The 24,437-nt window shown below is 36.8% G+C and carries 25 protein-coding genes; 22 read left to right on the top strand and 3 right to left on the bottom strand.

The window, feature by feature from the left end; genetic code table 11:
• Window positions 1-9: 9 nt before the first annotated feature.
• The 6 genes from mnmG (at window position 10) to ACIQ1H_RS22580 (ending at window position 6,485) form a co-directional block, all read left to right on the top strand.
• Window positions 10-1,905, top strand: a complete 1,896-nt coding sequence (mnmG, locus tag ACIQ1H_RS22605; protein ID WP_402892240.1) for a tRNA uridine-5-carboxymethylaminomethyl(34) synthesis enzyme MnmG — start codon at window positions 10-12, stop codon at window positions 1,903-1,905.
• A gap of 153 nt (window positions 1,906-2,058) precedes the next feature.
• Window positions 2,059-2,775 (top strand): 16S rRNA (guanine(527)-N(7))-methyltransferase RsmG, encoded by a 717-nt coding sequence (rsmG, locus tag ACIQ1H_RS22600; RefSeq protein WP_401012247.1) that lies wholly within the window; start codon window positions 2,059-2,061, stop codon window positions 2,773-2,775.
• A 180-nt stretch (window positions 2,776-2,955) separates the two neighbouring features.
• On the top strand, window positions 2,956-3,855 hold the full coding sequence (noc, locus tag ACIQ1H_RS22595; protein ID WP_402892237.1) for a nucleoid occlusion protein: 900 nt from the start codon (window positions 2,956-2,958) through the stop codon (window positions 3,853-3,855).
• A 233-nt stretch (window positions 3,856-4,088) separates the two neighbouring features.
• Window positions 4,089-4,850: a ParA family protein gene (locus ACIQ1H_RS22590; protein ID WP_173479136.1), complete on the top strand. Its 762-nt coding sequence runs from the start codon at window positions 4,089-4,091 to the stop codon at window positions 4,848-4,850.
• Entirely contained in the window at window positions 4,843-5,694 is an 852-nt protein-coding gene (locus tag ACIQ1H_RS22585) for a ParB/RepB/Spo0J family partition protein (protein WP_173479137.1), read from the top strand. Before ACIQ1H_RS22590 ends, ACIQ1H_RS22585 begins: the two co-directional genes overlap by 8 nt.
• 74 nt (window positions 5,695-5,768) lie before the next feature.
• A complete protein-coding gene (locus ACIQ1H_RS22580; RefSeq protein ID WP_402892234.1) occupies window positions 5,769-6,485 on the top strand; it encodes a DUF554 domain-containing protein in 717 nt (238 codons plus the stop codon).
• On the opposite strand, the gene yyaC is transcribed toward ACIQ1H_RS22580, so the two are convergent.
• Window positions 6,402-7,034 (bottom strand): spore protease YyaC, encoded by a 633-nt coding sequence (gene yyaC, locus ACIQ1H_RS22575; protein ID WP_402892231.1) that lies wholly within the window; start codon window positions 7,032-7,034, stop codon window positions 6,402-6,404. The genes ACIQ1H_RS22580 and yyaC overlap by 84 nt on opposite strands.
• Window positions 7,035-7,127: 93 nt before the next feature.
• Between yyaC and ACIQ1H_RS22570 the strand changes: the two genes are divergently transcribed.
• The 4 genes from ACIQ1H_RS22570 (at window position 7,128) to ACIQ1H_RS22555 (ending at window position 11,010) form a co-directional block, all read left to right on the top strand.
• Entirely contained in the window at window positions 7,128-7,955 is an 828-nt protein-coding gene (locus ACIQ1H_RS22570; RefSeq protein WP_402892228.1) for a mechanosensitive ion channel family protein, read from the top strand.
• 55 nt (window positions 7,956-8,010) lie between these two features.
• The gene (locus ACIQ1H_RS22565; protein WP_173479265.1) at window positions 8,011-8,211 is read left to right on the top strand and encodes a DUF951 domain-containing protein; all 201 of its coding nucleotides are present in this window, start codon (window positions 8,011-8,013) and stop codon (window positions 8,209-8,211) included.
• A gap of 448 nt (window positions 8,212-8,659) precedes the next feature.
• Window positions 8,660-9,760 (top strand): redox-regulated ATPase YchF, encoded by a 1,101-nt coding sequence (gene ychF / locus ACIQ1H_RS22560; protein ID WP_173479266.1) that lies wholly within the window; start codon window positions 8,660-8,662, stop codon window positions 9,758-9,760.
• A gap of 209 nt (window positions 9,761-9,969) precedes the next feature.
• Window positions 9,970-11,010, top strand: coding sequence for an acyl-CoA dehydrogenase family protein (locus tag ACIQ1H_RS22555; protein ID WP_402892225.1), 1,041 nt, complete (start codon window positions 9,970-9,972; stop codon window positions 11,008-11,010).
• A gap of 16 nt (window positions 11,011-11,026) precedes the next feature.
• Here the strand turns inward: ACIQ1H_RS22555 and ACIQ1H_RS22550 are convergent, their stop codons facing one another.
• Window positions 11,027-11,599 (bottom strand): DUF3267 domain-containing protein, encoded by a 573-nt coding sequence (locus ACIQ1H_RS22550; protein WP_402892222.1) that lies wholly within the window; start codon window positions 11,597-11,599, stop codon window positions 11,027-11,029.
• Window positions 11,600-11,777: 178 nt separating this feature from the next.
• On the opposite strand from ACIQ1H_RS22550, the gene rpsF reads away from it, so the two are divergent.
• The 12 genes from rpsF to ACIQ1H_RS22490 all read left to right on the top strand — a co-directional run bounded on the left by rpsF (window position 11,778) and on the right by ACIQ1H_RS22490 (window position 23,032).
• Entirely contained in the window at window positions 11,778-12,068 is a 291-nt protein-coding gene (gene rpsF, locus ACIQ1H_RS22545) for a 30S ribosomal protein S6 (protein ID WP_024364644.1), read from the top strand.
• A gap of 36 nt (window positions 12,069-12,104) precedes the next feature.
• Window positions 12,105-12,677, top strand: coding sequence for a single-stranded DNA-binding protein (ssb, locus tag ACIQ1H_RS22540; RefSeq protein WP_173479143.1), 573 nt, complete (start codon window positions 12,105-12,107; stop codon window positions 12,675-12,677).
• A 46-nt stretch (window positions 12,678-12,723) separates the two neighbouring features.
• Window positions 12,724-12,960 carry a 30S ribosomal protein S18 gene (gene rpsR, locus ACIQ1H_RS22535; protein ID WP_024364646.1) on the top strand — a complete coding sequence of 79 codons (237 nt, stop codon included), beginning with the start codon at window positions 12,724-12,726 and terminating at the stop codon, window positions 12,958-12,960.
• 242 nt (window positions 12,961-13,202) lie between these two features.
• The gene (locus ACIQ1H_RS22530; RefSeq protein ID WP_402892219.1) at window positions 13,203-13,622 is read left to right on the top strand and encodes a hypothetical protein; all 420 of its coding nucleotides are present in this window, start codon (window positions 13,203-13,205) and stop codon (window positions 13,620-13,622) included.
• 57 nt (window positions 13,623-13,679) lie between these two features.
• Complete coding sequence (locus ACIQ1H_RS22525; RefSeq protein WP_402892218.1) at window positions 13,680-14,612, top strand: hypothetical protein; 933 nt, start codon at window positions 13,680-13,682, stop codon at window positions 14,610-14,612.
• Window positions 14,609-15,892: a hypothetical protein gene (locus tag ACIQ1H_RS22520; protein WP_402892215.1), complete on the top strand. Its 1,284-nt coding sequence runs from the start codon at window positions 14,609-14,611 to the stop codon at window positions 15,890-15,892. The genes ACIQ1H_RS22525 and ACIQ1H_RS22520 overlap by 4 nt, the downstream gene beginning before the upstream one ends.
• Window positions 15,885-16,577 (top strand): ABC transporter ATP-binding protein, encoded by a 693-nt coding sequence (locus tag ACIQ1H_RS22515; RefSeq protein WP_402892213.1) that lies wholly within the window; start codon window positions 15,885-15,887, stop codon window positions 16,575-16,577. The genes ACIQ1H_RS22520 and ACIQ1H_RS22515 overlap by 8 nt, the downstream gene beginning before the upstream one ends.
• A gap of 231 nt (window positions 16,578-16,808) precedes the next feature.
• Window positions 16,809-17,750: a YybS family protein gene (locus ACIQ1H_RS22510; protein ID WP_402892211.1), complete on the top strand. Its 942-nt coding sequence runs from the start codon at window positions 16,809-16,811 to the stop codon at window positions 17,748-17,750.
• Between the two features lie 12 nt (window positions 17,751-17,762).
• Complete coding sequence (locus tag ACIQ1H_RS22505; RefSeq protein ID WP_402892208.1) at window positions 17,763-19,736, top strand: DHH family phosphoesterase; 1,974 nt, start codon at window positions 17,763-17,765, stop codon at window positions 19,734-19,736.
• The gene (gene rplI / locus ACIQ1H_RS22500) at window positions 19,733-20,179 is read left to right on the top strand and encodes a 50S ribosomal protein L9 (RefSeq protein WP_173479149.1); all 447 of its coding nucleotides are present in this window, start codon (window positions 19,733-19,735) and stop codon (window positions 20,177-20,179) included. Before ACIQ1H_RS22505 ends, rplI begins: the two co-directional genes overlap by 4 nt.
• Before the next feature lie 13 nt (window positions 20,180-20,192).
• A complete protein-coding gene (gene dnaB / locus ACIQ1H_RS22495; protein ID WP_173479150.1) occupies window positions 20,193-21,554 on the top strand; it encodes a replicative DNA helicase in 1,362 nt (453 codons plus the stop codon).
• 188 nt (window positions 21,555-21,742) lie between these two features.
• A complete protein-coding gene (locus ACIQ1H_RS22490; protein WP_402892204.1) occupies window positions 21,743-23,032 on the top strand; it encodes an adenylosuccinate synthase in 1,290 nt (429 codons plus the stop codon).
• A 237-nt stretch (window positions 23,033-23,269) separates the two neighbouring features.
• Here ACIQ1H_RS22490 and ACIQ1H_RS22485 read toward each other — a convergent pair whose 3' ends face one another.
• A complete protein-coding gene (locus tag ACIQ1H_RS22485; RefSeq protein WP_173479268.1) occupies window positions 23,270-24,082 on the bottom strand; it encodes a YitT family protein in 813 nt (270 codons plus the stop codon).
• Window positions 24,083-24,437: the final 355 nt, after the last annotated feature.

Here is a 24,437-nt window from a genome sequence, read left to right as displayed (position 1 = left end):
GATACGAGCATGCCAACACAATATGAGGCAGGCACGTTTGATGTGATTGTTATTGGAGCAGGTCATGCAGGCGCAGAAGCTGCGTATGCTGCTGCTAAAATGGGCGCTAACACGCTTATGTTAACAATCAACTTAGATATGATTGCATTTATGCCATGTAACCCATCCATTGGTGGTCCTGCAAAAGGGATTGTCGTACGTGAAATTGACGCACTAGGTGGAGTCATGGGGAAAGTTATTGATAAAACGCATATTCAAATGCGTATGTTAAATACAGGGAAAGGTCCAGCTGTACGTGCATTACGTGCACAAGCGGACAAAGTACTATATCAACACGAAATGAAACGCGTGTTAGAAGAAAATGAAAACTTAACGATTCACCAAGCTATGGTGGAAGAGTTAATTATCGAAGAAGGCGAAGTAAAAGGGGTTATTACACAAATCGGCGCCATTTATCGTGCCGACGCAGTAATCGTTACAACAGGTACTTTCCTACGTGGTGAAATTATTATTGGCGATATGAAATATTCAAGTGGCCCAAATAACCAACAGCCTTCCATTCGCTTAGCGGATAATTTAAAAGAATTAGGTTTTGACCTTGTACGTTTTAAAACAGGAACACCACCTCGTGTAAATAGCCGTACAATTGATTATTCTAAAACAGAAATACAACCAGGTGATGATGTCCCACGGGCATTTAGTTTTGAAACAACGGAATTCATCATGGATCAACTTCCATGTTGGTTAACATATACAAGCCTTCAAACACATGAAATTATTGAAGCTAATTTACATCTTTCACCGATGTACTCAGGTATGATTAAAGGAACTGGCCCGCGCTATTGTCCTTCAATTGAAGATAAAGTCGTGCGATTTAATGATAAACCGCGCCACCAAATCTTTTTAGAACCAGAAGGTCGCAATACAAGAGAAGTTTATGTACAAGGTTTATCGACAAGCTTACCTGAGCATGTGCAACAACGTTTGCTAAAATCAATTCCAGGGTTAGAACAAGCTGAAATGATGCGAGCAGGCTATGCTATTGAGTACGATGCCATTGTGCCAACACAATTATGGCCAACTTTAGAAACAAAACGCATTAAAGGCTTATATACAGCAGGACAAATTAATGGAACATCTGGCTATGAAGAAGCTGCTGCTCAAGGGTTGATGGCAGGGATGAATGCTGCTGCCAATGTCCTTGGTAAAGAAGAACTGATTTTAAGCCGTTCAGAAGCTTATATAGGTGTATTAATCGATGATTTAGTAACGAAGGGTACGAATGAGCCTTATCGTCTCCTAACGTCTCGTGCCGAATATCGTTTACTATTGCGTCATGATAATGCAGATTTACGCTTAGTCGAACACGGTTATAAAATGGGCATGTTATCACAGCAACGATATGAAAAATTCATGGAGAAAAAAGCATTAATTGAAAATGAAATTGCCCGCCTTCGTGAAGTCATTATTAAACCGAACGAAGCAACGCAATCTGCCATTCGCTCTGTAGGCGGTAGCGAGCTAAAAGATGGAATCCGTGGAGCAGATTTATTAAAACGTACGGAAATGCACTATGATTTAGTCTCTTCATTAATACCAGCGGATATTGAACTTTCGGATGAAGTAAAAGAGCAAATCGAAATTCAGCTAAAATATGAAGGGTATATTGAAAAGGCATTGCAACAAGTTGAAAAGCTTCATAAAATGGAAAATAAAAAAATTCCAGAAAACATTGATTATGACGCCATTTCAGGTCTTGCAACAGAAGCACGCCAAAAATTAAAACAAGTTACACCACTTTCTATTGCACAGGCGTCTCGAATTTCTGGTGTAAACCCTGCAGACATTTCGATTTTACTTGTCTACATTGAACAAGGAAAAATCGCGCGCGTAAGTGGCGAATAATAGAGTAACAGCAAAGTGAATAAGAGGCGGGCATACCATTGTGCCCGCTTCCTATTTTTAGGCTATGTTATGACTCAAGGGTGATTGCCTCCTATTCGGCATGATAATCCCCATTTAGACAATACTGAGCCATTTTTTAAAAGGAGACCTTACATGAACGAACAACAATTTATTGAGGCATTGAAGGACAAGGGCATTGAGCTTTCTGAAAAGCAAGTTGCACAGTTCAAAAAGTATTTCGAGCTGCTTGTCGAGTGGAATGAAAAGATGAACCTAACGGCTATTACAGATTTTGAAGGCGTCTATTTAAAACATTTCTATGATTCAATTAGTGCCTCGTTTTATTTTGATTTTACAAAGGTAACGACAGTTTGTGATGTAGGAGCAGGAGCGGGCTTCCCAAGTATTCCGATTAAAATCTGCTTCCCACATTTACAAGTAACAATTGTAGATTCTTTAAATAAACGAATTACATTTTTAAATCATTTAAGTGATGAATTACAGTTAGATCATATGCATTTTGTCCATGCTCGCGCAGAGGAATTCGGTCAAAATGTAAAATATCGTGAGCAATTTGATGTTGTGACAGCCCGTGCAGTAGCTCGCTTGTCTGTACTATCAGAATTATGTGTGCCATTGGCAAAACAGGGTGGTTATTTTGTTGCATTAAAGGCTTCAGCAGGACCTGAAGAATTAAAAGATGCAAAAAAAGCATTGATTACTTTAGGTGTTTCACTAAAAGAAGAATATTCTTTCTCTCTACCTGTTGAAGAAAGTGAACGTACTTTATATGTTTTTGATAAAATAAAAGGAACACCAAAAAAATACCCGCGTAAACCTGGTGTACCAAATAAAACACCTATTCAATAATTAGTGTTTCATGTGAAACTTCTCAAACTGGAAAAATATTTTCTCTAGTTTGAGCATACATACTAGTTATGGATGGTTCACGCAAATGACATCTATGAACTATATACATTTTAGGAAATATAATAAATAATAATAGAATGAGACAGAGCAAGATAGTTACTTAAAGGTGGTGCCAATTGGATGAAAAGTCCTTTTTCACGTTTTTTTGGAGGCGGAAATAAAGCAGAGCCTATTGTGGAAAATGAAGTAGAACAAGCAGAGGCGGTTCGTGCAACAGAAGAGGTCATTAAGCTTCCAATCGATCAAATTGTACCAAACCGTTTTCAGCCACGTACTATTTTTGATGACGAAAAAATTGAAGAATTATCAAGAACCATTCATACTCATGGTGTAATTCAACCAATTGTTGTACGTAGCACAGCAAACAATCAATATGAAATCATTGCAGGTGAGCGTCGTTATCGAGCAATGAAAAAGCTACAATGGACGGAAGTTCCTGCGATTGTACGAAATTTAACGGATAAGGAAACAGCATCAATTGCATTAATTGAAAACCTTCAACGTGAAGAGTTAACGGCAATTGAAGAAGCGGTAGCCTACCAAAAATTATTAGAGCTTCATGAACTGACACAAGAAGCACTGGCTCAACGTTTAGGAAAAGGACAATCCACGGTAGCCAATAAATTACGTTTATTAAAGCTTCCTGAAGAAGTGCAGCAAGCTATTTTAAAGCGTCAAATTTCTGAAAGACATGCCCGAGCACTAATTGCAATTAAAGATCAACCGTTGCAATTAGAAATTTTACAAGGAACAATTGAAAATGATTGGAATGTGCGCCAGTTAGAAGAGCACATTCATACATTGCTACATCCTGAAGTGGCAGATCAAGAAGAAGATATGCCTAAAAAGGTAAAGCCAAAAAGGAAAGCAATTAGTAAAGATGTTCGTATTGCCTTGAATACAATTAAGCAATCGCTATCAATGGTGACGAAAAGTGGAATAACGGTTAAAACAGAGGAAGAGGATACCGAGGAATATTATCAAATTACAGTGAAAATCCCTAAAAAGAAGAAATCTTAATGAATATTTAATTATACTGAAAAAGTATTTTTCACTGTACTATATCTTCTGTATAGAGGAGGATCTTAGAATTATTTCTAAGATGCCTCCTTTTTTGTATATATTCTTAATATTTTATACAACTCTATTCGTTTTTTTTGATAGAATGATAATTAAGATAGCGGTATTGAACAATGATTTTACAAATGGATTTGTCAAAGCAAACTTTGATGGATGAAAGCAGGTGCTTTTAAATGGGTAGAATTATAGCAATCGCCAATCAAAAGGGTGGCGTAGGGAAAACAACGACATCGGTCAATTTGAGCGCTTGTCTGGCATACTTAGGGAAAAAAGTGCTATTAATTGATACAGATCCACAAGGCAATACAACAAGTGGACTTGGCATTAATAAAGGTGAAATACAAAGTTGTATTTATGATGTCCTAATTGATGATGAAAATGTTGAAAATGTTGTTCAACAAACAAATGTAGAAAATTTATCAATCGTTCCTGCAACCATTTCACTAGCGGGGGCAGAGATTGAATTAGTATCAACGATTTCTAGGGAAGTACGTTTAAAGCATGCACTTCAAGATGTAAAAGAGGACTATGACTATATTATTATTGATTGTCCACCATCACTTGGGCTTTTAACGATTAATGCATTAACGGCATCAGACGCATTAATTATTCCTGTGCAATGCGAATATTATGCATTAGAAGGTTTAAGTCAATTATTGTCAACTGTACGTTTAGTGCAAAAACATTTGAATCAGCAACTATATATTGATGGTGTATTATTAACAATGCTTGATGCAAGAACTAATTTAGGTTTACAAGTAATTGATGAAGTAAAAAAATATTTTCAAGATAAAGTATATAAAACAATCATTCCTCGTAATGTACGATTAAGTGAGGCTCCGAGTCATGGACAGCCTATTATCATTTACGATGCAAAATCAAGAGGAGCTGAAGTTTATTTAGAGATGGCGAGGGAAGTGATAAAAAATGGCTAAAGGTTTAGGAAAAGGTATTGGTGCTCTATTTCCAGGAGAATCGTTAGAACAAAGCGGACAAGTAGAAGAAATACAGCTACAGCTAATCGTCGCAAATCCATTTCAGCCTCGTAAAATATTTGATGAAGAAGCATTGCAAGAATTAGCAGATTCGATTCATGAACATGGTATTTTACAACCAATTGCTGTACGAAAAAAAGCTAGGAAATATGAAATTGTCGCGGGCGAGCGTCGTTTTAGAGCAGCGCAAATGGCTGGGCTAGATATAATACCAGCGATTGTGAAAGAGCTAACAGACTCACAAATGATGGAACTTGCAATATTAGAAAACCTTCAGCGTGAAGATTTAACAGTTATTGAAGAGGCTGAAGCATATCAAAGTTTAATGGAAAACTTGCACTTAACACAAGAGGAGCTATCCAAGCGATTAGGTAAAAGTAGGCCACACATTGCCAATCACGTTCGATTATTAGCATTGCCAGAGGATGTTCGTGCATTAATGAATGACGGTACATTATCAATGGGGCAAGGACGTGCATTACTTGGGTTGAAAAATAAAAGAAGAATTCCAGAAATTGCGCTCAAGATTATAAAGCAAGGCTTGAACGTTCGCCAAGTTGAAATTTTAGTGCAAAATTTAAATGAAGAAGTTTCACGTGAAACATCGCAGCCGAAGAAGAAAGATATTTTTGTTGTAGCGAAGGAATCTCAATTGAGAGATTATTTTGGTACTAATGTCCAAATTAAAAAAGCAAATAATAAAGGTAAAATTGAAATTGAATTTTACTCAGAAGATGACTTAGAACGTATTTTGGAAATATTAAACATTCAAGAAGATGATTAATGGACCATTAATGTAAATTAGAGCGCCAACATACTAGGCGCTCTCTATTTTTTAGAGAGAAGGAAGGCCTTTTTGTGGTTATTTTAGGAGCATTAATTAATGCACTACTGATAGTAGTAGGCGCATTGATAGGACGCATTTTTAAAAATATTCCTGAGTCAATGAAAGCTTCTGTATTATCAATTATTGGCTTATCTGTCGCGCTATTAGGGATAAAAATGGGCTTTGAGAGTAATAATTTTATAATTTTAGTGGTAAGTTTAGTAGTAGGAACAGTAATAGGTGAATGGCTAGATTTAGATAAGCAAATGAATCGACTTGGTCAGTGGGTAGAATCCCTTTTTAGTAAAAAGCGCAAAAGCGACAATCAAATTAATATTGCAGAAGGCTTTGTCACTGCTTCATTAATATTTGTTGTTGGATCAATGGCGATAATAGGTGCACTCGATAGCGGTCTGCGTCAGGACCATAACGTCCTCATAACAAAAGGCATTATTGATGGATTTACATCTATTATTTTAGCTTCTACTTTAGGTATTGGCGTACTATTATCAGCCGTTCCAGTATTTATTTATCAAGGGATTATTGCTATTTTTGCAGGTGTTATCAGCGTTTATATTCCAGATGATGCATTACAAATGTTTATTACAGAAATGACTTCTGTAGGTGGTGTAATGATTTTAGCAATCGGCTTAAATATAGCTGGCTTAACAAAGATCAAGGCTGCCAACTTGTTGCCGGGTATCGTCGTTGTCGGTATTATGGTTGCCATCATCTATCCTTTTCAATGAGTAACGATGTGCAGCAAGCAGTAAGGCTCTTGAAAGCTTTTCAGCCATTGCGTAAGATATATGCAACCTAGTATTTTGTAAAACAAGCATTTCCATAAAGCCTCCAATATTGACGATTCCTTTAACGGAAATGTCACCGATTGGGGGCAATTCTTTTTTAACAGCTTTTCCAGGCAATATGGGTCCATCTTGCACAGCAATATGACCAACATTTTGTTCACTACCGAGACATGCGTCAATCGCAATAATAAAAGGTTCCGTAGTATGATGATGTAACTGCTGTATTCTCGTATCTAAGTTGAGCGCATGCAATGGATCTTCTAAAGTCCCAACAACTTCATAGGGAAAACTAACAGACTTTTTCAAAAAGCTACCTGTTAAAGGTCCAAGTGTATCGCCAGTACAACGGTCACTTCCGATACAGCAAAAAACAAGACGTTCATGATGGAAAGGGATATACTCTAAAAATAATGTACTCAATTGCCATACGGCATTTTTACTTTCATGATGAAGAGAATAGGGTAGTACTAAATTAGATATAGTATTCATAAAAAAACTCACTTTCATTTTTATTTGGAGGAAGTGCTCAATTTTTATGCAGTATACGCAAATTTTTAACAAGTTATTCAAGAGGTGGTAATAATGGATTTTAACGCTAGATTTATTAAGAAAAAATGGGAAACACTAACGTCCGAAACATTTTGGGATCAAGTCATAGATGCAACCTTTGAGATTACAGTTATCCTTATTGCATCGTGGTTAGCGGTGCGATTAGGTAAAAAATTTATTAAAAAAGCATTTTTAATAAGAATGCGCTCACCATTAAATCACTCAGAGCGCCGCCAACGAACAATTTCGAGATTATTACAAAGTGTTATTTCGTATGTAGTCTATTTTTCAGCTATTATAGCTATCCTTTCTTCGCTGAATATTAAAGTCGCTGGTTTACTTGCAGGAGCAGGGATTGTCGGCTTAGCAATTGGTTTTGGTGCACAAAGCTTAGTGAAGGATGTCATTACAGGATTCTTTATTATTTTTGAAGACCAATTTGGTGTAGGGGATTATATTAAAATAAACGCAGCAGAAGGAACAGTTGTAGAAATAGGGTTACGTACTACGAAAATTAAAGGTTCTACTGGTGAGCAATTTATAATTCCAAATGGGTCAATAGGAGAAGTGATCAATTACTCTATAAATAACTCGAAAATTTTTATAGATTTACAAATGACTATCGATGCAGATTTTGAAAAAGCGGAAATGCTTATTAAGCAATATTTAAAATCACTTCAAGAAAATCATAAAGAGCTTGTAGCAGTACCTACCTTTTTAGGTGTACAAAATGTAAAAGGTAAAGAGGTAACGATTCGCATTGCCGCAGAGACATTACCACAGCAACAATATGGCGTGGCACGTACTATTCGTCGTGACGTTACAAAACTATTTGAAGAACATAATATTCCTATGGCATAACCTAAAATGATGTTATATGGTGGAAGTGGAAAAGAAGATGGGAGTAGTGAATAAGATGGAAGCGAAAAAGTTCGATTTAAATGATATTGTCGAAATGAAAAAACAACATCCTTGCGGCACAAATGAGTGGAAAATTATTCGTATGGGAGCGGATGTGCGCATTAAATGTGAAGGATGTCAACACAGTGTAATGATTCCACGTAGAGAATTTGAGAAAAAAATGAAAAAGGTTCTGAAGCATGCAAATGAAGCCTAGCTTTTTGCGTATTAGACTTTTTAGGGGCGAATCAATATAATAGATAGGGTTATACAGAAATCTCTAACTTGCTTCACACGTCCTTACAGGGATGAATATTACCTATGCACTTACATTCATTGAGGAATCTAACCTCGCTTGAATCATGTTCAATGCCCTAAGCGAATGTTACAGATTTTTAGAAATAATTTTCGAGCAGGTTCGCAAAAATCTGGACGCCATTACGTGGGGGCGTAATGAATTGTGTGTAGTTTACTTCCATCTTACTGATTTATGGACGGAATTTGGACTAAGAGCGTCACATCGGCTAAGACGAAGTAATGAATGTTGGTCTGTAACTGCTTATACAGCTTATACGGACTTACTGTTTGAAGTAAGAATTTTAGCACCTAAAATACGGGATAAAAACAACAAAATTGAACTGATTATAGAAAGGTTGTGTCCATTTATGGCATTAACAGCTGGAATTGTTGGATTACCTAACGTCGGTAAATCAACATTATTTAACGCAATTACAAAAGCGGGCGCTTTAGCTGCAAACTATCCATTCGCAACAATCGATCCAAACGTAGGAATCGTTGAAGTACCAGATGCACGTTTAGATAAACTTACAGAATTAGTAGTACCGAAAAAGACAGTCCCTACAGCATTCGAATTTACTGATATTGCAGGGATTGTAAAAGGCGCTTCTAAAGGCGAAGGTCTAGGGAACAAATTCCTTGCACATATCCGTGAAGTTGATGCAATTTGCCAAGTAGTACGCTGCTTTGTAGACGAAAATATTACACACGTATCGGGCGCAGTAGATCCGATTGATGATATTGAAGTCATTAATTTAGAGCTTGCTCTTGCTGATTTAGAATCAGTTGAAAAACGCATACAACGTGTAAGCAAAATGGCGAAGCAAAAAGATAAAGAAGCGATGGTTGAAGAACCGATTCTTCTTAAAATCAAAGCTGAATTAGAAAACGGCCGACCTGCTCGTGCAGCTGAGCTATCAGAAGACGAGTTAAAAGTTATTAAAGGTCTTCACCTATTAACGATTAAACCAATGCTGTATGTTGCAAATGTGTCAGAAGACGAAGTTGCAGATGCAGATAATAATGAATATGTTCAAAAGGTACGTGAATATGCAGCGGCTGAGGGTGCTCAAGTCATTACAATTTGTGCAAAAATCGAAGAAGAAATTTCAGAGCTTGACGATGAAGAAAAAGCAATGTTCCTAGAGGAATTAGGCATTAAAGAATCAGGATTAGATCAGCTAATCCGTACTTCTTATGATTTACTAGGTCTTGCTACTTACTTCACTGCTGGGGTACAAGAAGTACGTGCATGGACATTCCGTAAAGGCATGAAAGCACCACAATGTGCTGGTGTCATTCATACTGACTTTGAGCGTGGATTTATTCGAGCAGAAACGGTTGCTTTCAATGATTTAGTAGAGGCAGGCTCCCAAGCTGCTGCGAAAGAAGCGGGTAAAGTACGTCTTGAAGGGAAAGAATATATTGTACAAGACGGCGATATTATGTTATTCCGCTTTAACGTCTAAATAGAATTCGCTGTGCTACCATAGGTGATGTGAAAGTTGCATCGTAAACGAGTGCTTTTCTATTGACTTACCTGTGAGAGGTTTAAGCAGTTTTACGCTAATAAATAAACAAACATAATAGGCTTCTCCTAGCGTAGTATTTTGACGTTTGGAAAAGCCTATTTTTGGTTATATAATATCAGAATTTTCAATTTCCACAGGGGGATATTATGAACATATTAGAAATAAAAGAACGTGCTTTAGAAATTGAACAGTTAGGGAAGTTACCACAAGATATATTAGAGGTTATTTACGAGCAACAACTATTTAAACTGTTTATTGCCAAGGAATTAGGTGGGAAAGATTTAGATTTAATCGAAGGGATCAAAGTGTTTCAGCGTATGTCTGCTATTGATGGGAACTTTGGATGGCTTGTGACCATTGGAACAGGCGGTAATCTGTTTATTCCTACGTTAAATCAAGAGATAGGAGAAAAGATTTTTTCACCAAGTGATGCTGTAATAGCGGGGAGTGGCTATCCTAACGGTACGGCCGTAAAAAAGGATGGAGGCTATATCGTAACAGGGCAATGGAAGTTTTGCAGTGGTGCTGACTATGCCACAACCTTTACAATGAATTGTTTTATTAAAGAAGATGGTATTATGACAGATAAAATCATTAGTTGTGCGGTAAGTCGTGAGCAAGTGGAAATCCTAAATGACTGGCAAGCGATGGGTTTAAAGGCTACAGCAAGCCATACGATTCGTGTTCAAGATGTATGGATACCGTTTGATAAAACATTCCAATTAGGCATTAGTAAAAATAGTTATAATAATGTCGTCCATAGTTTTCCGTTCACTGCTTTTGCAGAAGCGTCTTTTTTAAGTGTTTGTCTAGGGATTACAGAAAATTTTTTAGATGAAGCCTTTTCCCTAATGGAGCAAAAAAATAAGAAGTCTACTTATAGTGAACGTGTTGGTGCACTTCAATTTTTATTTATGCAGCAAAAAAAGCGCTTTTTACAGGTGGAAGAACAATTTTATTCTATGCTAACGGACTATTGGCAAAAACATAAGCTTGGGGTTGAACTGACAGAACAAGAACTTCAGCAATTTACCCAAATGAGCAAGGAAAGTGCAGCTGTATGTGTGGATATTGCAAACAATATCATTCGGAGTCTTGGAATGGACGCTATCATTGAAACAGCGACCATTAATCGAATTTGGAGAAATTTATGTACAGCTGCACAACATGGATTTTTAACACCATAAGGATAGAAAGAAGCGTTTATTTTTGAGATAGTTTCTTTTTTGGTGGAGAATAAACATAAAGCTTTGGTAACTGAGGATCGTCCTGTATAAGGGCGTTTTTTGGATATTTTCTTAATTCCTTATACATGGAAAAATCTCCGACTGCTCCAGCTATTAAAAAGGCACCAGCAAGTAATAAAACAGTACTGTTAAAGTAAAAACCTGCAATGGTTGGTACAATACCAGTTGTCCAAAATGGTAATAGCAACGCTTTTTTCATTGCATGATTAGGGAGGAGCTGGTCAGTGGTTGCGTAGGCAATACCAAGCTCTAAATTAACGCCGTATTTTAATGATTTGTAGGGCACACCCCCAAAAATCATAAACCCTATTAAATGAAAAGCTTCATGCAAAACGATAAGCACAATATAGAGTAAGACAAAAAGGACAAATCCGCCTAGCATACTCCATAACGAAAAATGAAAATCTTTTAGACAAATATATTGTACGGCAATAAACAAAATAGAGAGGCCACTAGTAATAACGGCACTATCCATCATTAGCTTCTTCATATCTAATTCAATTACATGAGGTTCTTGATCTGGTAGCATAGAAAAGTTCTCCTTTATAAAATTAATTATGGTCTTTATTATATCGAATGAATTATTTGTTTGCGACTTGAAAGACAGATGCCAATGTGTTACAATTCATTGATGTGAGTAATATTTATTGCTTACTCCTTGCTCCCTGTAAACAGGAGAGCCTGAGTCCATAAGGAGGTGTAAACAGATGAGAAAATACGAATTAATGTACATTGTACGTCCAAACATTGAAGACGAAGCGAAGAAAGCTTTAGTAGAACGTTTCAACGAAATCTTAACTTCTAACGGTGCTGAAGTCATCGAAGCAAAAGAGTGGGGCAAACGCCGCTTAGCTTACGAGATTCAAGACTTCCGCGAAGGTTACTACCAAATCGTAAAAGTAAACGCTCCTTCAGAAGCAATCAACGAATACACACGTCTTGCTAACATCAGCGAAGATATCATTCGTCACATTGCAGTACGTGAAGAAGCAAAATAATTTTAAACAAAATGCTGAAAAGGAGGTTGCATTCTGATGATAAATCGTGTCGTATTAGTTGGAAGACTAACAAAAGACCCTGAGCTGCGCTACACACCGAATGGTATTGCGTCTACTCGATTTACAGTAGCTGTAAATCGTACATTCTCAAACCAACAAGGTGAAAAAGAAGCAGATTTCATTAGCTGTGTTGCTTGGCGTAAACAGGCTGAAAACTTAGCGAACTTCATGAAAAAAGGAAGTTTGATTGGAGTAGAAGGTCGTATCCAAACAGGTAGCTTTGAAGGACAAGATGGTAAGCGTGTATATACAACTGATGTTGTGGCAGATAGCGTACAGTTTTTAGAGCCTCGTAGTGGTGGAGGTGCTCCTGCATCAAACCAATACGGTGGACAATCTTACGCAAATAGCCAACCGTCATATGGCGGTGGTCAACCACAGCAACAGTATGGTGGCGCGATGCCTCAGCAAGGTTCATTTGGCGGCGGTAATTCTTATCAGCAAAATCAACCACCAATGAATCAGCCGAACTATACACGAGTAGATGAAGATCCATTTGCTAATAGCAAGGGACCAATTGAAGTATCAGAAGACGATCTTCCATTCTAATCTTCCATCTACAAAAACTATAAACTTATAAGGAGGAGACATCACTATGGCACCACGTCGCGGAGGCCGCAAACGCCGTAAAGTTTGCTATTTTACATCTAATAACATTACGCATATCGATTATAAAGATGTGGATTTACTTAAAAAATTCATCTCTGAACGCGGTAAAATCTTACCACGTCGCGTAACTGGCACTAGCGCTAAGTACCAACGTAAATTAACTTCAGCTATCAAAGTTTCTCGTATTATGGGATTACTTCCATTCGTATCTGAAGATAAATAAGATTGCTAAGCACAACAAGGTTTATACCTTGTTGTGCTTTTTTATTTTGTTTGAAAATAGAGGTTACTTTTGCAGGACAAATTCGAGAAGCAGTAACGGATTTACATAAATGTTTGAACAAATATCTTAGTGTAAAACTATCAATTTTTATTTAATTTTGAATATTGACAAATAAATATATCAAGATTTATTATAATATTGGAAATTATCAAATTTATTTTGTGAATCAAGGGGTGTTTACATTGAAAACTACAAAATGGATATTGGTAGGTGCACTTACATTAAGTTTAAGCGGCACAATTTTATCTTCAGCAAATGCAGTAATACTAGATGACCCAACGATTTATGGCGGTTGGAGTGAAGATACGGGCTATTTTACTTTACGACAAGATAGTGATATTTCCTCATTTGCTACTGGTAACCCGATACATAGCGCAACGAAAGATTATACTAGAAGAGGTTCAGCAGTTTATGAGCGGGTCATTGCAAACACGACTTGGCCAGGTGTATACCATTATTCGAGAGCTCGTTACGAATCGGCTATTTCGGGTCGTGCAGAAGCAGATAGCGGCCGTGTATGGGGTTTCGGTACAACACAAGCAATTAGCGGTTGGCACCCTGGCGACTTAGGCTGGGTTGCGAAAACGTACTATGGAAAATAACATATATGAAGAGATAATCAATTGATTATCTCTTTCTTGCAATAAAGGTATAACGTGATGAAAAAATATTTAGTATCCAGCAAATTTGTGCTACTAACTTCACTATTGTTTGCTAGCGCCGCTGCCTTGCTTTATAGTATGGACTCTGTTAGCTATACCAATATGATTAACAATGGCTATATCAATAAAAATGCTGTTGAATTCATTATCAATACTGAAGACTCTTCTCTAGATATCGACTTAGAAGAGCCCTATTTGTTAATGCAATATAAACTAGACGATCCGAAATTAAAATATATCTATATTAACAAATCGGTAAAGTTGCCACCTATAAACTATAACAAACCACCACTAGCAACAGACTATATCATTACAGGTACTGTTTTTCCTGAAGGGGCCCTTTCGAAAAATATGAGAAGCCTCGTTATTGGCCAATTTGCCACACCTGGCTCTTATTTGAATAGGGAGGCGTGGTATATATCAGAGTCTCAACAAATCAACTTGCAAAATGGAACAAAGTTTATTCTCAATGTAGAAAGTGGAAATCCATATAAATTAATGCAAAAAATGTTCCCTAATACGAGTTATCAGCTACTTGAAAACGAAGATAGAGGAACTGCCATATTGAAGTCAAATGTTCTTTTAAAAGGGTTCTTACTCATTTCTTTACTGTTTGTTATTATTGCTCAAGCTGTTACAATCCATTATTCAATTCAAAGTAAAAAATCAATTTTTCAAATATTGTATTTAGCAGGCGGGAAATGGAAAATCATATTTGTTAAAGTTTTTAAATCAGAATTTATTGCGCTATTCGTAATAATGTTATTGGAATCTATATTATTAATAGCGGTTAACCACGTCACTTCGATTTGGGGGAATCATTGGTACTACATATCTGTTTTCTATATGTTCATTACATGTATAGGATATTTTTTTGCCTGTCTACTTGTAACAAAGTCCTTGATTAAAAAAGGAGTAAGATCATTTTGAATACAACTAGACTATTAATGAAAAATAAAAAATTGTTTGTGGTGTTAACAGGGCTTCTTTCATTTCTATTTTCTGTCGTTTTATTTGTGCTGTTAGTGAATCTAAACATTTCAAAAATAGAAATACGTTCAGCAAGTAAATTTCATAACTACAACATCTATCAGATTTCGGATGATTTAATAGGTGAAAGAGAAATTGAATTTTTCAAAGATGTAAAAAACTATGATATTCTCAATGATTTTAATAATGGGGTATTTAAAAATAATAAAGTGGTCTTTTATAATGCCGTATATCAGCCAATAGGCCTAAAACAATATCCCCCTGATGAGAAGTTCTCCGCTTATTATGAAAGTGGCTTTAATAATATATATGAGCACGAAGGTGCGTTTTATCAAACCACTAAATCGATGCAAGTGACTAAATCTGTATTCGATTATAATGTCGTTGAACTAATCGAAGGACAGTACTTTGATGATTCCGCTTATGTCTACGTAGCAGGAAGAAAGGAAATACCTGTAATTCTCGGCTCTGAATATCGTCAATACTATAAGTTGCATGACCAATTAGAGATTCATTATTATTTTGAAAAATTTATTGGGCGAGTAGTAGGCTTTGCAAAGGAAAATTCATTTATTTTCACTAATAATGAACCGCAGCAAGTACTCAATCGTTATATTCTATTGCCTTCCATGTCGCTTTCTGAACAGCCTTCTGAATTGTTACGAAAAACGCAGGTAGATGAAGTATTCTTTAGGGCACTTCTTTTAAGTGAAATGGGAGGTCATTTAATGACCAACTTAAATGCACTTGAAGTAAGAAAGGAAATTGGAAAGATAGAAAAAGTTACAAATTTCACCAATTATCAAATTATTGGTGCAAATTCGTTATCAGTTGATCTCTTATATAAAATGATTGATACCAATCAAACACTTATTTTTACAATATCGGGCGTAGTATTTATTTTTATTTTGTGTGCTTTCTATTTGTTCGTGAAAAGCTTTATAAAAAGACAATTCGATACGTATTTAGTGTTCATTATGAGTGGTGTTACAAATTATAAAATCAAAAAAAATATCCAACTTGAATTTTCAATCCTCAATGGCATGAGTATAGGATTGGCATTGTTGTGCACCGTTCTATTTATGCAAGACATTTCGATTATATCCATTTTAATAATTGCGGGGTTCATAGTTTGGCTGTTATTCAATGTCGTTGTTTATAGGTTAGTGAATAACTTATTAGCAACAACGAATGTCATTGAAAAGTTAAAGGGTGATTAAAATTATAAACTTTATATCATTAGTTAACATAGTAAAAGCGTATAAAGAAAAAATGGTATTAAACAACATTCATTTAGAAGTTGCCGACAATCAATTCATCTCTATAAAAGGGCCAAGCGGTGTCGGTAAAAGCACGCTTCTAAATATATTAGCTGGACTTGAAAAAGCAGATAGTGGTCAGTATGTTATGGATAGTATAAAAATGCATGAGCAAAATCTTAAAGAACTTTCGAATATAAGAGGCAGTCAAATCGGATACATTTCACAATACAATCCAATGATACGCAACCTCACAGTTCGAGAAAATATAGTAGCTCCGTTATTATTAGGTAAATATGATAAAAAGCAAACCATGGCGTATAGTGATGAGCTGAGTGCGTGTTTAAAAATTAATCATTTACTTGATAAGAAAATCGACAAGCTATCTGGGGGAGAAAGGCAACGGGTAGGGGTCATTAGAGCACTTATTAAAAAGCCTCAATTGTTAATAGCAGATGAGCCCACTGGATCATTGGATGACGATACAACGATGTTAGTGTTTAACCTTTTTAAAAGGCTATGTGAGAATGAAACGACTATTATCATGGCTACTCATAGTCACTTAAGCTCTCAGTTTGCTGATCAAGAGTATGTTATGAGTTCAGAGGGTATTTTTTTAATTTCCCAAACTGTGCCGCGAGTATAATGAGTTCGGTATTGCACCGAACTCATTTTTAATTTTTCCTTCGTCCATGTTCTTTTTGCTGTTCAAAACCGTAATATATGATACGATTTACCTTTTTCGATTAAGAAACTTTACTTTTGACATCAATTTATCATAAAGCATACAGACGTTCTTAGCGTTTTTTGTTCAATAAGGTGAAAAAATGGTACAATAAAGTTTAGTAAGTTTGACTGACAAAAAGGAAGGTTTTCAATGCCGAATAATCAAACAAAGGCGCTTGTACAAGGCTCAATGATGGTTGCAATTTTTACAATTTTAATGATTGCTTCAGCGTATGTACCAATCATTTCTATGGTAGCCTTATTATTTACTCCATTACCGATTGCTTGGTATAGCGCAAGTTACAAGCGTTCCTCATCAATACTCGTTGCAGTAGTTGGCTGTATTTTAACAGTGCTAACGAGTGGACTATTTATGCTGCCATTTGCTTTTATTATGGCGTTGCTTGGGATAGTCATAGGTAATGGAATTCAATTAAAGAAAAGCAAACTTTTTTTATTCATGTCATCAGGTATCGCGGTACTTTTATCGTCAGCACTTGTGTATTTAGCCTATGTACAATTAGCGGGAATTAACGTGATTGAAATGAGTTTAGAACTTGCTCGTAACAGTTATGAGCAATCCAACGAGCTTGCTAAAAGTGTAACGGGCCAAGTGGCAATTCAACCTGAACAAATGGAGGTTCTGCTTAAAACGATTGAGCTAACAATACCTTCGACCGTAACAATCTTTGCATTTTCAATAGCTTTTATTGTCATTACATTGAATTTACCGATTTTAAAGCGATTAGGTTTAAATGTTCCTAAATTCTCACCGTTTGAAAATATGCGATTACCACGCTCTGTGTTATGGTACTACATGATTATATTGTGTATTAATCTATTTATACGTCCAGAAGCAGGCTCTATGCTAGATGTTATCGTATTAAATGTATCTTATATATTGTGGTTGTTATTAATCCTTCAAGGGATCTCATTTATACATTATTTCATTACGGCTAAAGGGATGCCGAGTGCGGTAAAATGGATAGCTACAATTTTAGCCATTCCACTTGCATCATTCATTATTTTACTCGGTATTATCGATTTAGGTTTCGACGTACGTTCACTTGTGAAAGGGAAGACTAAGGAATAAGGGGCTGATGTAATGGGGACTTTTAGAAAACGACCGATCCGCTATCCGCTTTATGTTCTTTCCATTTTTGGCATTGTGACGTTCATGCTTCTGTGTATATGGAATATTGGGATTGGTATTGGCTATGGGATAGGCTTTGCTATATTAATGGTCTATACATGGAAAATTGAAAAAGCTACTTATGAAGAGACAGAAAAGCATATTGAATCTATATCCTTCCGTATGAAAAAGGTTGGAGAAGAGGCATTGCTCGAAATGCCAATTGGGATATTGCTGGTTAATGAGGAATATGAAATAGAATGGTCCAATCCATATATGCAAAATATTCTAGATAATGAGGCATTAGTGGGTGAGGGTATAGTTAATATATCCGATGACATCTATGTACTGATGAAGACCGAAGAGACAAAGGAAGCTACGATTACGCTTCGTGATAGGAAATATCGTGTCTTTTACAAAGAAGAGGAGCGTTTACTATACTTCTTCGATATTACTGAACAAATTGCTATTGAAAAGCAATATTTTGCAGATCGCACAGTCATTGCAATTTTATTTGTTGATAACTATGATGAAATTACGCAAGCAATGGACGATCAACCGCGTAGCTTAACAAATACGATGGTAACATCTATTGTCAACGAATGGGCAGCGGAGCATGGTATTTTTGTAAAACGAATTTCATCGGACCGTTTTTTAGCAGTTTTAAATGAGTCCATTTTAACGGAACTAGAAAAGAAGAAATTTGCTATTTTAGATACAATCCGTGAAAAGACAGCACAAAAAAACCTTTCCTTAACGCTTAGTATTGGCGTTGGAGCAGGCTCTTCTTCATTAGTAGAACTTGGTGAGTTAGCTCAATCTAGCTTGGACCTTGTATTAGGTCGTGGTGGAGATCAGGTAGCCATCAAGCAGCCTACTGGAAAGCTTAAATTTTACGGCGGTAAAACTAACCCTGTAGAAAAACGTACGCGTGTAAGAGCACGAGTTATCTCACATGCATTACGTGACTTAATACAAGACAGTGACCAAGTGTTTGTCATGGGACATAAAAACCCTGATATGGACTCCATAGGGGCATCTGTCGGGGTCCGCAAAATGGCCCAAATGAATGATGTAAAGGGCTATGTAGTCATTAATTTTGATGAATTAAATGGTAGCGTTACTCGTTTAATGAATGAAATTGAAAGTAAATCCGACTTCTATGAGCATTTCTTAACGCCAGAAGAAGTTGCAGCGAAAATGACTGAAAAATCGTTACTAATTATTGTGGATACACATAAGCCTAATTTAGTAATTGATCCATACTTATTAAAGCTTGCGGAAAAGGTTGTAGTTATCGACCACCACCGCCGTAGCGAAGACTTTATTGAAAATCCTACACTCGTTTATATGGAGCCTTATGCTTCGTCTACAGCAGAGCTTGTAACTGAATTGCTAGAGTATCAGCCAAAGCGAGCAAAAATTAATATGTTAGAGGCGACAGCATTATTAGCGGGTATCATTGTTGATACAAAAAGTTTTACACTTCGTACAGGTGCACGTACTTTTGAGGCTGCTTCGTATTTACGAACAAATGGTGCCGATACAGTGTTAGTGCAGCGGCTATTAAAAGAAGACATCATTACGTACATCGAACGATCAAGAATTGTGCAAACGGTAAAATTCGTGAAGCCAGGCATTGCAGTAGCTGTTGGTGAAGAATCGAAAATTTATGATTCCGTATTAATCGCACAAACGGCTGATATATTACTTACGATGAAAGACGTTAACGCATCCTTCGTCATTGCGCATCGAGCTGATGGTAAAATCGGTATTAGTGCAAGGTCGCTAGGGGAAGTAAATGTACAGCTTATTATGGAAAGGCTTGGCGGTGGCGGGCATTTAACGAATGCAGCTTGCCAAATAGAAGCACTTTCCATAGATGAAGTGAAAAAATATTTAGAAGAGGCCATATATGAGGTACTCGAAGGGAGTTCTGAATTATGAAAGTAGTATTTTTAAAAGACGTTAAAGGTAAAGGAAAAAAAGGGGAAGTAAAAAATGTAGCAGATGGCTATGCACAAAACTTCCTAATTAAAAACGGTTATGCTGCGGAGGCGAATGCTCAAGCAATGAGCCAGTTAGAAGGTCAAAAGAAATTAGAACAAAAAAATGCAGCTGCAGAATTAGCAGAAGCAAAAGCTTTAAAAGAAAAGCTAGAAGCACTAACTGTTGAGCTAAAAGCTAAATCAGGCGATGGCGGTCGCCTATTTGGTTCAGTTTCGACTAAGCAAATCGCTGAAGCACTTCAAAAAGTACATGGCATTAAAATAGATAAACGTAAAATGACATTACCTGAAGGAATCCGTGCACTAGGCTTTACAAATGTACCTGTAAAACTACATCACGAAGTATCAGCAACATTAAAAGTACAAGTAACGGAAGAATAAGGGGCGACTATCCATGAACGAACCGATGATAGACCGCGTTCCACCGCATAACCGGGAAGCGGAGCAATCGGTTATCGGTGCGATTTTTCTAGAACCACAGGCACTAATCACGGCATCTGAAATATTGCTAGCCGATGATTTTTACCAAAACGCACATAAGAAGATTTTTGAAACGATGCTGCGTTTAAGTGATCTAGGAAAAGCGATAGATGTTGTAACAGTTACTGAGGAATTATCAGCAAAAAAAGAGATTGAGGATGTTGGCGGGCTATCGTATTTACTAGAGCTCGCCAATGCTGTCCCTACGGCAGCAAACGTTGCTCACTATGCGAAAATCGTTGAGGAAAAAGCGCTCTTACGTCGATTAATCCGTGTCGCTACAAAAATTGTAGAAGATGGCTACACACGTGAGGATGAGGTAGAGGCATTACTTGGCGAGGCAGAGAAGAAAATGATGGAGGTCGCCAACCGCAAAAATGCTGGCGACTTTAAACATGTAAAAGACGTTTTAGTAGAGACATTCGATAATATTGAACAGCTTCAATCACGTAAAGGTGATGTAACGGGTATTCCAACAGGATTCCGTGATTTAGACCATATTACAGCTGGCTTCCAACGCAATGACTTAATTATAGTCGCGGCACGACCTTCTGTAGGGAAAACAGCTTTTGCGCTAAATGTTGCACAAAGTGTTGCTGTACAAGCACGTGAAAATGTTGCCATCTTCTCATTAGAGATGGGTGCAGAGCAACTAATCATGCGTATGCTATGTGCGGAAGGAAATATTGATGCACAAGTTTTACGTACAGGTGCTTTAACAACCGAAGATTGGGGTAAACTAACGATGGCAATGGGAAGTTTATCGAATTCGGGTATTTTTATTGATGACACACCAGGTGTACGTATCAATGAAATTCGAGCAAAGTGTAGACGTTTAGCACAAGAGCATGGACTTGGAATGATTCTAATCGATTACTTACAGCTTATTCAAGGTAGTGGTAAGCCAGGTGAAAACCGTCAGCAAGAAGTATCAGAAATCTCACGTTCGTTAAAACAATTAGCGCGTGAATTAAAGGTACCTGTTATTGCATTATCACAGTTATCACGTGGCGTGGAACAACGTCAGGATAAGCGACCAATGATGAGTGACTTGCGTGAATCAGGAAGTATTGAGCAGGATGCCGATATTGTTGCCTTCTTATATCGTGATGATTATTACGATAAAGAGTCCGAGAGTAAAAATATGATTGAAATTATAATTGCTAAACAACGTAATGGTCCAACAGGAACAGTTACACTTGCTTTTAAAAAGGAATTCAATAAATTTATAAACGTGGATTGGTCACAAATGCCACCACCACCACCACGCGATTAGTAATATTTATCTAAAATAGAGATAATATTCATACCATTCCGTCATTAAACACGAACGTTAAATCATAGTAATTGATTTTATGTTCGTGTTTTTAACTATTTTTTGTTGACGAGTCGTTTCTATCATTGTTACAATAATTTACGGCTTGATTAATGAGATACAATACGTATCTAACGGAGGTGCTGATTATGACATCAGTTGTAGTTGTAGGAACACAGTGGGGAGACGAAGGAAAAGGTAAAATTACAGATTTTCTTTCACAAAAGGCAGATGCAATCGCTCGCTTTGCAGGTGGCGATAATGCAGGACATACCATTAAAATTGATGGAGAAACATATAAACTCCATTTAATCCCATCAGGTATTTTCTACAAAGAAAAAACTTCTGTAATGGGAAATGGGATGGTTATTAATCCGAAGTCGCTTGTAACAGAGCTAAAAGGACTTCAAGAGCGAGGCATTAATACGGACAATCTTCGTATTTCAAATCGTGCCCATGTCATTTTGCCATATCATATTAAGCAAGATATCGCGGATGAAGAAAGCCGTGGCGATAATAAAATCGGTACAACATGTAAAGGAATCGGTCCTTGCTATCAAGATAAAGTAGCACGTATCGGTATCCGTATGGCTGATTTATTAGATAAAGAAGTATTTGAAGAAAAACTACGTCATAATTTAGCAATCAAAAATAAATTGTTTGAGAAGTTTTATGAAGTTGAAGGTGTAACATTCGAAGAAATTTTCGAAGAATTTTATGGTTATGGTCAAGAAATTGCAAAATATGTTACCGATACTTCAAAAATTTTAAATGATGTGTTAGATGAGAGTGGCAAAGTATTATTTGAAGGCGCACAAGGTATTTTACTTGATGTCGATCAAGGGACATATCCATTTGTTACTTCTTCAAACCCTGTTGCTGGTGGTGTAGCGATTGGTGCAGGTATTGGCCCATCTAAAGTAACAAGTGTTATTGGTGTATGTAAAGCCTATACTTCACGTGTAGGAGATGGCCCGTTCCCAACTGAATTATTTGATGAGGTTGGTCAACAAATCCGTGAAGTTGGTCGTGAATACGGCACAACGACTGGACGTCCTCGTCGTGTAGGTTGGTTTGATACGGTTGTCGTTCGCCATTCACGCCGTGTAAGTGGTATTACGCATTTATCTCTAAACTCAATTGATGTTTTATCTGGCTTAGAGACAGTAAAAATCTGTACAGCTTATAAATATAAAGATGAAACAATTACGGAGTACCCAGCGAATCTTCATATTATTGAACAATGTCAACCAATTTATGAAGAGCTTCCAGGCTGGTCAGAAGATATTACAAGCTGCCGTACATTAGAAGAGCTACCAGAGAACGCACGCCGTTACGTTGAACGTGTAAGTGAATTAACGGGCATTGAAATTGCTACTTTCTCTGTCGGCCCTGGTCGTGAACAAACAAATGTGTTAGTAGACATTTGGGAAGCATAAAAAATAGTAAAAGCTGCTGCCGTTGATTTCCGTTGCGTGCGGCGCTTTCCGCGGGCACAACGTAAGCCGCAACCCTCGCTAGCGCGCGGTTTGTTGCGTCTTACGTTCTGTGCGTTCCCGCAGGAGTCGCCGCTCTCCACTCCAATCAACAAGTGTTGTTTCTTATTTATTGTTTCCTAAACGTAATAATTAATAAAGCGCGTGCCAAAATGGGTACGCGCTCTTTCGTGTACTATTTTAGTGAATGTCCTTCTTCTTGAAGCGGCCACCTTTTACTTCTGCAATATTCCCTATTGCAAGGAAAGCATGGGCGTCAATTTCAGCGACAATTGATTTTAATTTTGATTCTTCTAATCGCGTAATAACTGTAAAAATAACCTTTTTGTCATTCCCAGTATAGGCTCCTTCACCATGTAGAAAAGTGACCCCACGACCGAGACGATCCATAATTGTTTGCCCGATTTCATCAATTTCATCACTAATAATATAAACAGATTTTGATTCTTCCATCCCTTGTATTACAATATCGATCATTTTGTAGGCTATATAATAGGCCATGATAGAGTACATTGCCTGCTCCCACGTAAAAACAAAACCTGCAATTGTAAAGATAAGAAGGTTAAAGAACATAATAATCTCTCCGACAGAGAAGGGGGATTTTCGGTTAAATAAAATGGCTAAAATTTCAGTTCCATCTAAAGAACCACCATAACGTATAACGATACCAACACCAATGCCCAAAATAATACCACCAAATACTGTGGCGAGTAATGTGTCTGTTGTAAATGGTTGAAGATTATGTAAGAAGATCGTTGTTACGGAGAGCACTGTAATGCCAAGCCCTGTAGAAAGTGCAAATGTTTTACCGATCTGTTTATAGCCTAAAAAGATAAAAGGTAAGTTCAAAACGAAGATGAATATGCCTAGGGGTAAGCTCAATAAATGCGAGGCGATAATGGATACACCGACGATTCCACCATCCATAATGTGGTTGGGTACTAGAAATAGCTCTAATCCTACGGCCATAATGATAGCACCTATTGCCACCATAATCGTTCTGGTGGTAATTTTCCGAACTGTATTCTTTTTTTGTTGTTTTGCTTTAGATACCTTCAATGAGGTCTGTGAATCACTCAATTCAATCGCTCCAATCAACTAGTCTCTCACTCTATTTTATCGAAATATTTAAAAAGTAAAAAGTAATAAGTTCTAAGACCTTTTTAAAATAAAATAAAAAGGATAATATTTCTTTATTTTGAGAAAAGAGGATTTTGTAAGGTGCTGTAAATGATAGGGATTATGTAACAATTAGTAGAGAAATAATACATTTTCATTACAAAAAGGATAAATTATTCAAACAACATTTTCTTTATGGTACATTATAGTGGTGCAAAATTCTTTGTGG

The organism is Lysinibacillus sp. NPDC097279, from assembly GCF_044761745.1.
Taxonomy (GTDB): Bacteria; Bacillota; Bacilli; order Bacillales_A; family Planococcaceae; genus Lysinibacillus.
This window is presented reverse-complemented; position numbering and strand designations above follow the sequence as displayed.